Origin of the sequence: Streptomyces azureus (assembly GCF_001270025.1) — a bacterium.
GTDB classification, from domain to species: Bacteria; Actinomycetota; Actinomycetes; order Streptomycetales; family Streptomycetaceae; genus Streptomyces; species Streptomyces azureus.
Genome location: NZ_DF968249.1, coordinates 59499 through 69788, shown reverse-complemented (window position 1 = coordinate 69788; position 10290 = coordinate 59499). Strand labels below are relative to the sequence as shown.

The following is a 10290-nucleotide window of genomic DNA, read 5'->3' as shown; positions in this document are numbered from 1 at the left end:
GGCTGGGGGGAGCCGGTGTCGGTGGGGGCGGTGGCTGAGTGGCGGGCTGCGGTGGACGGTTCTTGAAGGGTGCAGGGCGTCGTGGCCGGGGCCGGGTGGGTGCGCGGCTCGGCGCTACGGGGTGCCGCTGCGCCCACCCGTGCCGCCCCTAGCGGCACGAATGCCCGCAGCTAGGTCGGCGCGATTGCCCGCAGCTAGGTCGGCGCGCATGCCCGCAGCTACGTCGGCGCGAATTCCCGCAGCTAAGCGATCAACTGCGGCGGCAGCGGGGCCGCATGCGTCACCGTCAGGCCCGACACCGCTCGCGTCAGCGCCACGTACAGGCGTCGCAAACCCGTCCGTTCGTCCGGCTCGCCGTCGACCACCGCCTGGGGCTCGTCCAGGACGACGTAGTCGTACTCCAGGCCCTTCGCGAGCGACGCCGGGACCAGGGTGAGGCGGGTCTCCTGGGTGGTCTCCTCGCCGGGGCCGAGGTACGGGATCCCGGCCTCCGTCAGGGCCGTCGCCAGCTCCGGGACCCGGGCGTCCGCCGCGATCAGGCCCGTCGAACCCTCGTGGTGCAGGGATTCGCGGCAGGCGTCGACCACGTCCGTCGTCCCCGCGACCGCCCGGACCTCGAAGTGGCCCGGGTTCTCACGGATCGACACCACCGGGGTGAGCCCCGGGGCGATGTGCGGGAGCAGCCGGGAGGCATAGGTGATGACGTCCGTCGGCACGCGGAAACCGGCCGTCAGCTCCTCGATCACCGCGTCCGGCTTGCCCAGGTGGGTCAGTGCCTCCTGCCAGCCGCGGGTCGCCCATGGTGTGGTGCCCTGCGCCAGGTCGCCGAGGACGGTCGCACTGCCGGTCGTGCAGCGGCGGCCGACCGCCCGGTACTGCATGGGGGAGAGGTCCTGCGCCTCGTCGAGGACGACATGGCCGAGGGAGTGCGTGCGCTGGATCAGGTCGGTGGCCTCGTCGATGAGGACGGCGTCGGCGGCCGACCACTTGGCGGACTTGACGCTGCGCGCCGGTTTCGCCCACAGCACCGCCTTCTGCTCCTCCTCGTCGAGGATCCCCGCCGCGTGTTCGGCGAGGAAGTCCGCGTCCGACAGCAGGCGCAGCACCAGCTTCGCCGGGTCGACGGCCGGCCAGGCCGTCTTCACCGCCGCCTTGACCGCGCTGTTGCGGGCCACCGCGTCCTGCACCCGGTCGTCCGGCGCCTCCCCCGACCGCTCCATCTGCACCAGCACGGCGTGCGCGATGCGCTGCGGCAGGGCCTCGCGGGCGGCGCCGTAGCGGATGTCGCGGTCGAGCAACTCGCGGACGAGGTCCTCCAGTTCGTACGCCGCCACGCGCCAGCGTCGGGACCCGCGCACGACCACGACCGGCTCGGTGGGCATCGCGACGTGCGAGTAGAGGGCCCTGCGCAGCACCTGCGCCATGCGGGCGTCGCCCTTGACGACCGCGGTCGTCGCCTCGTCCGTCCCCTTGATCTCCACGTGCGCCACCAGGTCCTCGACCGTGGCCTGCTGGACCGTCAACTCGCCGAGGGCGGGCAGCACTTGCTCGATGTAGTGCAGGAAGGAACGGTTCGGTCCGATGACGAGCGTGCCGGTGCGGGCGAGGCGCTCGCGGTGGGCGTAGAGGAGGTAGGCGACCCGGTGCAGGCCGACGGCGGTCTTCCCGGTGCCCGGGCCGCCCTGCACGCACACCGTGCCGGAGAGTCCCGACCGGACGATCTCGTCCTGTTCGGGCTGGATCGTCGCGACGATGTCCCGCATCGGCCCGACGCGCGGGCGCTCGATCTCCTGCTGGAGGAGTTTGCTGGTCCGGGCCGCCTCGGCCGGGTCCGACAGGTGCTCGTCCTCGTATGCCGTGAGGTCGCCGCACGTGTAGCCGAAGCGGCGGCGCAGCGCGATGTCCATCGGGTCCTGCTTGGAGGCCCGGTAGAACGGCTGCGAGACCGGCGCGCGCCAGTCGATCACCATCGGGTCGCCGTCGGCGTCGTGCACATGCCGCCGCCCGATGTAGAAGCGCTCCCCTTCCGCCCCTTCCGCCTCCGCGGCGCCGGGTGCGCGCAGATAGTCGAGCCGGCCGAAGAACAGCGGGGTGTCGCTGAGGTCGGCCAGGGCCTTGATGCGCTCCTCGATCTGGTGGGCCAGCACCTCCGCGTTGACCCAGTTCGCGGTGACGTCGCTGATGTCGAGGGCCTCGACGTCCTCGCGCATGGCACGCAGGGCGGAACGGGACGCGGCGAGGTGGGAGCGCTCACGGGAGAGCGGGTCGTCGACGGGCGTGGACAAGGGGGTGCCTCCGGAGGACCTGCTGAAGGGATGGCGATGAGATGCCGGCCGGTTTCCGTCCGGTCGGCGGCGCTCCGTGGGGGAGGCGGGCAAGAGCGGAGATCCTAGAGGAGCGGAGGAGACGACCGCCAACGGTTTTACCGTCCCCTGTTTCTCGTCCCCTAGGGGACGAGGGCCTCCTCCCTCAGGGGCAGGGGTCGGTCCGCAGGCGTACGAAAGGAGTACGCGGGTTCGGCCCTCGGGCCGACGCGGACTTTACGACCGGAAACGCACCATGGAGACATGAGCGCAGCAACCTTCTCCCCCGCCTCGGCGCCTGGCCGCCCGCCCGGCGCCGCCACCGTGGCAGGCAGCCACCACCGTCATCTCCTCGGCGAGGCCGTGCGCGCCGTCCGGGTGTTCGCGGGCGCCGCCTTCGACGTGATCATCCTCGGCCAGTACGGCGAGGAAGTGGGCGTGGTCCGCCGCAAGTGAGCGGCCCCGCCGCACACGAGCAGCGCCAGTGAGCAACCCCGCCGCACACGGGCAGCCGGCCGGCCTCAGTTCTCCGCGAGCAGCTCGTCCGCGTCCATGATCCGGTACGCGTACCCCTGCTCCGCCAGGAAGCGCTGGCGGTGCGCGGCGAAGTCCTGGTCGATGGTGTCCCTCGCGACCACCGAGTAGAAGTGCGCCTGGTGGCCGTCGGACTTCGGCCGGAGCACCCGGCCCAGCCGCTGTGCCTCCTCCTGGCGCGACCCGAACGTGCCGGACACCTGGATCGCGACCGTCGCCTCGGGCAGGTCGATCGAGAAGTTCGCGACCTTCGACACGACGAGCACGCTGATCTCGCCCTCCCTGAACGCGTCGAACAACTTCTCCCGCTGCGCGTTCGACGTCTCGCCCTTGATCACGGGCGCCCCGAGGTGCTCACCCAGTTCGTCGAGCTGGTCGATGTACTGGCCGATGACGAGGATCTGCTGCCCGGCGAAGCGGCGGACGATCGCCTCCGTGACCTTCCGCTTGGTGTCGGTCGTCGCACAGAAGCGGTACTTCTCCTCCGCCTCGGCCGTGGCGTACGCGAGCCGCTCCGCGTCCGTCAGATTGACCCGGACCTCCACACAGTCGGCGGGCGCGATGTAGCCCTGCGCCTCGATCTCCTTCCACGGCGCGTCGAACCGCTTGGGCCCGATCAGGGAGAAGACGTCCGACTCGCGCCCGTCCTCACGCACCAGCGTGGCCGTGAGGCCCAGCCGCCGCCGCGCCTGGAGGTCCGCCGTGAACTTGAACACCGGGGCCGGCAGCAGATGCACCTCGTCGTAGACGATCAGGCCCCAGTCCCGGGAGTCGAACAGCTCCAGGTGCGGGTAGACGCCCTTCCGCTTGGTCGTCAGCACCTGGTACGTGGCGATGGTGACGGGACGGATCTCCTTCCTCGTCCCGCTGTACTCGCCGATCTCGTCCTCGGTGAGCGACGTCCGCCGCACCAGCTCGTGCTTCCACTGCCGGGCGGAGACCGTGTTCGTGACGAGGATCAGGGTCGTGGACTTCGCCTGGGCCATCGACCCGGCGCCGACCAGCGTCTTGCCCGCACCACAGGGCAGCACGACCACGCCCGACCCACCGTGCCAGAAGTTCTCCACCGCCTGCTTCTGGTACGGCCTGAGCGCCCAGCCGTCCTCGGCCAGCTCGATCGCGTGCGCCTCGCCGTCGACGTACCCGGCGAGGTCCTCGGCCGGCCAGCCCAGCTTCAGCAGCGTCTGCTTGATCTGCCCGCGCTCGGAGGGGTGCACGGCGACCGTGTCCGGGTCGATGCGGGCACCGACCAGGGGCGCGACCCGCTTCGACCGCAGGATCTCCTCCAGCACCGGACGGTCGGTGGTGGTCAGGACCAGCCCGTGCGCCGGGTGCTTGGACAGCGTGAGCCGCCCGTAGCGGTCCATCGTCTCGGCGATGTCGACCAGCAGGGCGTGCGGCACCGGATAGCGGCTGTACTGCACCAGCGCGTCCACGACCTGCTCGGCGTCGTGGCCCGCAGCGCGCGCGTTCCACAGGCCCAGCGGCGTCACCCGGTAGGTGTGGATGTGCTCCGGCGCCCGCTCCAGCTCCGCGAACGGGGCGATGGCCCGACGGCAGTCGTCGGCCTGCTCGTGGTCGACTTCCAGGAGCAGGGTCTTGTCGGACTGGACGATCAGCGGACCATTCACGCGTGGCACCCTTTCCCGCGGCCGGACGGCTCGGACGGCTTCGAACGACTCGGCCAAACGTCCAGTGTGCCTGATCGTCGCCGTCCCGAGGGTGTGATCTGCGCGGGACCGGACCGGCTCCGGTCCTACTGAATGCCTTTTCATCCCAACGTGTGGTGTGAATTCACGTTTTCCGCCCCGGCCCCGAAGAATGGCGAACCGTGCGGAACCCAACGACCACCACGCTCGGATACGCCCTGTTCGCCACCCGCTGGCTCCAGGCCCCGCTCTACTTCGGGCTGGTCGCCGCCCAGGGCGTCTACGTCTACAAGTTCTTCAAGGAGCTCTGGACCTTAATCCTGATGTGCGTGAGCGGGCACGCGAGCGAGACGTACGTGATGCTCGCGGTGCTCAAGCTGGTCGACGTCGTCATGATCGCCAACCTGCTGATCATGGTGATCGTCGGCGGCTACGAGACCTTCGTCTCGCGCATCGGTCTCCAGGGCCACCGTGACCAGCCCGAATGGCTCTCGCACGTCAACTCCAACGTGCTCAAGGTCAAGCTCGCCACGGCGATCGTGGGCATCTCCTCCGTCCATCTGCTCCAGATGTTCGTGGACGTCCACCACACCTCCCGCCACGCCCTGCTGTGGGGGACGGTGATCCACATGGCGTTCATCGTCTCGGCGGCGATCCTCGCCTACATGTCGGGTCCGATGGCCGCGCACGGGGATCGCGGACATGCCGAGCGCCCGCAGGCAGGGCCCGAGCGGGTGACGCCTCCCCCGGCGGAGCAGGACCACGGGGACCAGCGGCACGGAAAGCCGGAACAGCAGGCTCCGGCGACCACGCCGGCCGTCCCCCGGCAGCAGGCCCCGGACGCGGACGCCGAGGCCCGGATCCGCGCGGCCCGCTTCCCGGCCCGCAAGCTGCTGGAGGACTTCGACCAGCAGCACCCCCGGGGCTTCGACCGGGAGGCCGTGGCCCGGCTCGGCAAGGCGGAGTTCGTCGCCGCCCGGCGCAACGTGGTCCTCGTCGGCCCGACCGGCACCGGCAAGACCCACCTCGCCATCGGCCTGGGCGTGCGCGTCTGCCAGGCCGGGCACCGGGTGCTGTTCGCGACCGCCGCCGAGTGGGCCGCCCGGCTCTGCGACGCCCGGGCCGCGGGCCGGCTCGACGCGGAGCTGGCCGCCCTCGACGAGTACCCCCTGCTCATCGTCGACGAGGTCGGCTACACGCCCTTCGACGCGGCGACCGCCGGCCTGTTCTTCCGCCTGGTCGCGCACCGCTACGAGCGTGCCTCGCTGATCGTGACCAGCGACCGCCCGCTCGGCCGCTGGGACGAGGTCTTCGGTGCCTCCGCCCCGGCGTTGGTGGACCGCCTCGCCCATCACGCCGACATCGTGCGGCTGGAGGGCGACAGCTACCGGACGCGCCGGGCTACTTCAGCGTGGGCAGATTGACGTTGTTGATCAGCGGCCCTTCGATGCCGATCCCCTCGGAGACCAGGGGCTCGACGCCGGCGGCCGGCAGGGGCAGCGGCAGCGCGGGCGGGGCCGCTGTGGCGGAGGGCGCGACCACGCCCACGAGGGCGATGGCGGCGAGGGCGACGGCGGGGAGCTTTTCACGCATGGTGACGACGGGGCCTTTCGCGTACCGAGTGATGAGGGATGCCGCGCTGCGGGCCGGCCCCGGGGCGCCGGGACCGGCCCGATGGTGCGCGACGGGCGGATCAGACCTGCGGCGTCTCGACGACAAGGCCGGCGACGTCGATGCTGATCGCCGCGGCGGGCGTGGCGAGCCCACCGAACGTCATCAGGACGGCGGTGGCCAGGACGGCGGCGACTCGACGGACAGCACGCATGCTGGGACTTCCTTTCCACAAGGCTCACAGAGACACCCCGTGGCTGCCCCGCCCGAACGGCGGAATGCGGCGCGCCCGGCGAAGTCGCCCAAGGGTGGGAAATCCCCGGCGTGGCGTGCATGAACGCCGGCGTGCACCCGAACGGGTGAGACGACGCCCAGACGGAACGGGCCGTCAGCCCGCGTCGTCGGCGAGCTCCGCGACCCCGGTGATCCGGTGCAGCGGGTACGTACGGACCTCGTCCGCCGTGTGGTCGTACGCCGTGACGAAGCCGCCCTCGACGCGGATCGGGGCGATGACGCGCTGGCTGGCGGCGCCCTCGGCGTTGACGTAGCCGATCCACAGCGTCTCGCCGGTCAGGACGGCGGCCTGCATGGTGGCGAGGGTCTCGGCGGGACCGGTGCGGGGCAGTTCGCCGTTGGCCGCCGGGACCGTGCCGGGCTTGCGCGGGGTGGTGGAGGCGAGGTCGCCGGCCCGGATGGCGCGCAGCGCCGCCGCGAGGAGGGTGTCGTCGGGGACCGGCGGGCCTTCCGGGACGGGCTCGGGTGCCGTACGGGGCGGGGTGCGGTGCGCGTGCGCGCGGGTGATCAGGACATCACCCTCGGCGGACTCGGCGGCCGGCGCGAACCCCATCGCCCGCAGGCCCTCCAGCAGACCCGCCGGGTCGGTCAGCGCGGCCAGCACGGTCGGGGCGAGCCGGCGCAGCCCCAGCCCGGCGGCCCGCTTGTCGGCGAGGATCTCGTTGAGCACCGCGTCGTCGTCACAGCGGACGTACGCCGAGGCCGCGCCGACGCGCAGGTGCCCGTGCCTGCGGGCCACGTCGTCGATCAGGTACGTGAGCGGCTGCGGCACCGGCGTACGCGAGTGCGCGGCCAGGAAGGCGTGCAGGTCCGAGGCGCTCTGCCCGGCGTCGAGGGCGCGCCGCACCGAGCCGGGCGTGAACCGGTAGACGGTGGCCCCGCCCTTGGACTCCACGTCCGCCAGCACGCCCAGCATGTCGGCGAGCGGGCGCCGCAAGGGGCCGGGTGCCACCGCCGTCAGGTCGGCCTGGAGCAGCACGTGGTCCAGCGGCTCGGGCAGCAGCGGCGTGAGCAGCCGGGCCGCGGCGGCGGAGGCGACGGCCTGTTCGGCGGGGGAGAGGGGGGTGAGGTGGGTGAGGGGAGCGGGCCGGTGGTGGACCGGGAGCTTGTCCCCCGGACCGGAAGGCTCCGCTGGACCGGAGCCCTCCGGTCCAGCGGAGCCTTCCGGGCTCTTCGCGGGCGCCGCGGGCGCACCCAGCAGGGCCCTGCCGTGGGCCGACAGCGCACCCCTGCCCGTGACGCCCAGCAGCTCGGCCTCGGACAGGGTCCACTGGGCGAGCCGGCTGCGCAGGTCGTCCTCGTGCCGTGCGCCGCGCAGGGGGCGCTCCCAGCGCAGCCGGGCCGGCACCGACTCGGCGTCCGGGGCGGCGCCCTCCGGCAGCCCGGCCAGCAGCGCCAGTACCCGGTGCCGTACCTCCGGCGCCGCCGAACGGTCCAGACCCGGCCCGAGCGCCGACAACGTACGGTCCTTCGCGTCCCGCCCGCCCACCAGCCCGGCCGTGCGGGTCGCCGGGAGCCACGCCGTGACCAGCCGCGACCAGCGCTCGGCGGCGGGCAGCTCCAGCCACTCGTCGTACGCCGGGGTCGCCGCGTACCGCTCGTCGGCCTCCCCGTCCGGGGCGATCAGGCCCGCCGCGTACGCCAGCTCCACCCAGAACGCGGCGACCGGCTCGGGCACGTCCAGGGCGGCGGCGGTGCGCTTCAGGTCCCGCACGCTCAGCCCGCCGGCCCGCAGCACCGCCGGCCCGCCCTCGTCCCAGTCCTTCAGCAGCTCCTCGACGGTCGCGAGGGCGGTGTACGCCTGCCCGGCCGCGGTGCTGTCCACAACCTGTGGACGATGAACGGCGGCGGCCTCGACCGCCGGCGGCACCGGCTCGGGCGTCCGGTGCGCGAGCCCCCGCCGCAGGTGCAGGGCGACCTCGCGCGGCAGCACGACCGTCCCGGGTGCCGTCGGCAGCAGCAGCCCCCGGTCCAGCAGCCAGCGCAGCCGGGGCGCGGGATCGGCCGTGACGTGTCCGTACGGCGGCCCCCACACCAGCCGCTCCAGCACGTCGAGGGAGTCGGCCGGGGCCTCGGCGAGCAGCGCGGCCATCCGGCGCCGGTCCGTGAACAACTCGGTCAGGGAGGTCACCGCGGAGACCGAGTCGTGGGTCGAGGGCAGCCCGGCGGCCGTGACGATCTCCTGGATGCGCCCCGGGGACATCCCGGCGGTGGCCTCCTGGACCGTCGGGCCGAGCCCCGTCGGGGAGGGGTGCTGCGGCGAGGGCGCCAGCAGCTCACGGGCCGTGCGGACCAGCCGCAGCCGGTCGTCGCCGCCCCAGGCCAGGGCCTGCTCGCGCAGGACGCCCAGGGCGTGCGGCAGGGCCGCGACGACGGCCGGGTCGGCGTCGTCCCCGGCCATGAGCCCGAGCAGTTCGTCGTACGTCGCCGGATCCGCCGCCACGGCCAGAGCCTCCGCCGTCTGGAGCGCGAACCGGTCCAGCCGCTCCAGGGCCCGCACGACAGAGGCCCGGGTGCCGGCGCGGGTCGCGAGCTGCGTGAGATCGGTGGGCATGGGCGTGATGAGATCCGGACGGCTGCGCAGGAGCGCGCCCAGCGAGACGTCGTCCCGCCCGCGGAGCGCTTCCGCGAGGGAACGGGGGGCCGGAGGCCTGTCCTCGGTGCTCATCCGGTCCACGGTAGCGGGTCACCTTCGGCGGCCGAGCCGACTGTGCGCGGGTGGGCGGGGCCGGCTCCGGACGGGCATGTGGGTCACCCGCTCGTACTCGCGGTACCTTCGACCGACGGCGTCAGCCAACGCACACGCCCCGGAGGGGACTTCGTGGGGATTGAGAGCGACCAGGTCGTTTACGAGTATCTGAGCCGCGTCGGAGACGTGGCCCACCGGCAGCAGTTGTCGTCGGCCGCCCGCATGCGTCTGGTCGCGGACCTGCGCAACGAGATCGACCGGCGCCGCGCGAAAGCCACCGTCGACTCGCCCGCCGCCGTCCGCCGCATCCTGTCCCGCCTCGGCAGCCCCGACGAGGTCGTGGCGTCGGCCTCGGACGGCAGGGGCGGCGGCGGTACGACGGAGAACGCCCCCGCCGCCGTGCCCGTACAGCCCGAGGCCCGCGAGCAGGAGGAGCCGGGCGAGCGGCCGAAGGGGGTCCTGCGACGCGTCGTCCCGCGTCCCCGCCCGGCCCGGCCCGCCGAGGAGCCGCGTCCCGCCGCCGCCGAGGGCGCGGTCCCGCCGCACCTGGCCGCCGGGCACGAGCTCGGGGACAGCGCGGTCCAGCCGGACTGGTGGCGGGTGGACAGCAGCCCCTTCGGGGCGGGCGACGACGTGCCGGGCTTCGTGGGCGGCGTGGAGCTGCCGGACCTGCTGAAGCCGCCGGGGCCGCGGAAGCCGGAGCCGGCGAAGGCGGCGGCCGATGAGGGGACGGCGCCGGTCGTCGAGGCCGCGGCGCCGGAGGAGACAGCCGGCAAGGCGGCCCGCCGGCGTCTCCCGCGCCTGCCGGCGGGCGGCTGGAGCAACCCCCTCCTGCTCCTCGCCGCCGGTCTCCTCGTCGCGGGCGCAGTACTCGGCAACTGGTTCGTGCTGATCCTCGGCTGGCTCATCGCCTACGCCTCCCGCCGCCTGAGCCCGGCGGAGACGAAGTGGGCGGTCGTGATCCTCCCCAGCGTCTCCGTCGCGGCCGGCATTCTCTGGCTGTGGGGCAGGATGAACGACCGCTGGGGCACCCCGATCGCCGAGGGCCACATGAACGACGCGGTGGCGGAGACCTGGCCGTGGGTGGTCAGGGGCGCGGCGGTGGCGTCGGCGCTGTTCCTGGTGTGGCGCTCGCAGCGTTCTCGCTAGCCGATCAGTTCTCGCCGGCCGATCACAGGGTGACGTCTGCCGTTCACACCCCCTGGGCACA

8 protein-coding genes are annotated in these 10290 nt (G+C 73.3%); 3 read left to right on the top strand and 5 right to left on the bottom strand.

Features of this window, described 5'->3' with window-relative positions; genetic code table 11:
- Positions 1 to 242: 242 nt before the first annotated feature.
- Positions 243 to 2285 carry a HelD family protein gene (locus AOQ53_RS13520; protein ID WP_059417282.1) on the bottom strand — a complete coding sequence of 681 codons (2043 nt, stop codon included), beginning with the start codon at positions 2283 to 2285 and terminating at the stop codon, positions 243 to 245.
- 282 nt (positions 2286 to 2567) lie between these two features.
- Between AOQ53_RS13520 and AOQ53_RS13515 the strand changes: the two genes are divergently transcribed.
- Positions 2568 to 2759 (top strand): hypothetical protein, encoded by a 192-nt coding sequence (locus AOQ53_RS13515; protein WP_059417281.1) that lies wholly within the window; start codon positions 2568 to 2570, stop codon positions 2757 to 2759.
- Between the two features lie 65 nt (positions 2760 to 2824).
- Here AOQ53_RS13515 and AOQ53_RS13510 read toward each other — a convergent pair whose 3' ends face one another.
- A complete protein-coding gene (locus tag AOQ53_RS13510; protein ID WP_059417280.1) occupies positions 2825 to 4468 on the bottom strand; it encodes a DNA repair helicase XPB in 1644 nt (547 codons plus the stop codon).
- A 200-nt stretch (positions 4469 to 4668) separates the two neighbouring features.
- Here AOQ53_RS13510 and istB point away from each other — a divergent pair, with 200 nt between their 5' ends.
- Positions 4669 to 5910, top strand: coding sequence for an IS21-like element helper ATPase IstB (gene istB / locus AOQ53_RS13505; RefSeq protein ID WP_099054590.1), 1242 nt, complete (start codon positions 4669 to 4671; stop codon positions 5908 to 5910).
- On the opposite strand, the gene AOQ53_RS13500 is transcribed toward istB, so the two are convergent.
- The 3 genes from AOQ53_RS13500 to AOQ53_RS13495 all read right to left on the bottom strand — a co-directional run bounded on the left by AOQ53_RS13500 (position 5888) and on the right by AOQ53_RS13495 (position 9059).
- Complete coding sequence (locus tag AOQ53_RS13500) at positions 5888 to 6079, bottom strand: hypothetical protein (protein WP_059417278.1); 192 nt, start codon at positions 6077 to 6079, stop codon at positions 5888 to 5890. The two genes, istB and AOQ53_RS13500, sit on opposite strands and share 23 nt — an antisense overlap.
- Positions 6080 to 6179: 100 nt before the next feature.
- The gene (locus tag AOQ53_RS47375) at positions 6180 to 6311 is read right to left on the bottom strand and encodes a hypothetical protein (RefSeq protein WP_269085448.1); all 132 of its coding nucleotides are present in this window, start codon (positions 6309 to 6311) and stop codon (positions 6180 to 6182) included.
- A 174-nt stretch (positions 6312 to 6485) separates the two neighbouring features.
- The gene (locus AOQ53_RS13495; protein WP_059417287.1) at positions 6486 to 9059 is read right to left on the bottom strand and encodes a helicase C-terminal domain-containing protein; all 2574 of its coding nucleotides are present in this window, start codon (positions 9057 to 9059) and stop codon (positions 6486 to 6488) included.
- Between the two features lie 153 nt (positions 9060 to 9212).
- Here AOQ53_RS13495 and AOQ53_RS13490 point away from each other — a divergent pair, with 153 nt between their 5' ends.
- Positions 9213 to 10229, top strand: a complete 1017-nt coding sequence (locus tag AOQ53_RS13490; protein WP_059417277.1) for a hypothetical protein — start codon at positions 9213 to 9215, stop codon at positions 10227 to 10229.
- Positions 10230 to 10290: the final 61 nt, after the last annotated feature.

Bases quoted from the DNA above. Each gene is read 5' to 3' on its own strand.
- AOQ53_RS13515 (WP_059417281.1), top strand. From the start codon at position 2,568: ATGAGCGCAGCAACCTTCTCCCCCGCCTCGGCGCCTGGCCGCCCGCCC.
- AOQ53_RS13500 (WP_059417278.1), bottom strand. From the start codon at position 6,079: ATGCGTGAAAAGCTCCCCGCCGTCGCCCTCGCCGCCATCGCCCTCGTG.
- AOQ53_RS47375 (WP_269085448.1), bottom strand. From the start codon at position 6,311: ATGCGTGCTGTCCGTCGAGTCGCCGCCGTCCTGGCCACCGCCGTCCTG.
- AOQ53_RS13495 (WP_059417287.1), bottom strand. From the start codon at position 9,059: ATGAGCACCGAGGACAGGCCTCCGGCCCCCCGTTCCCTCGCGGAAGCG.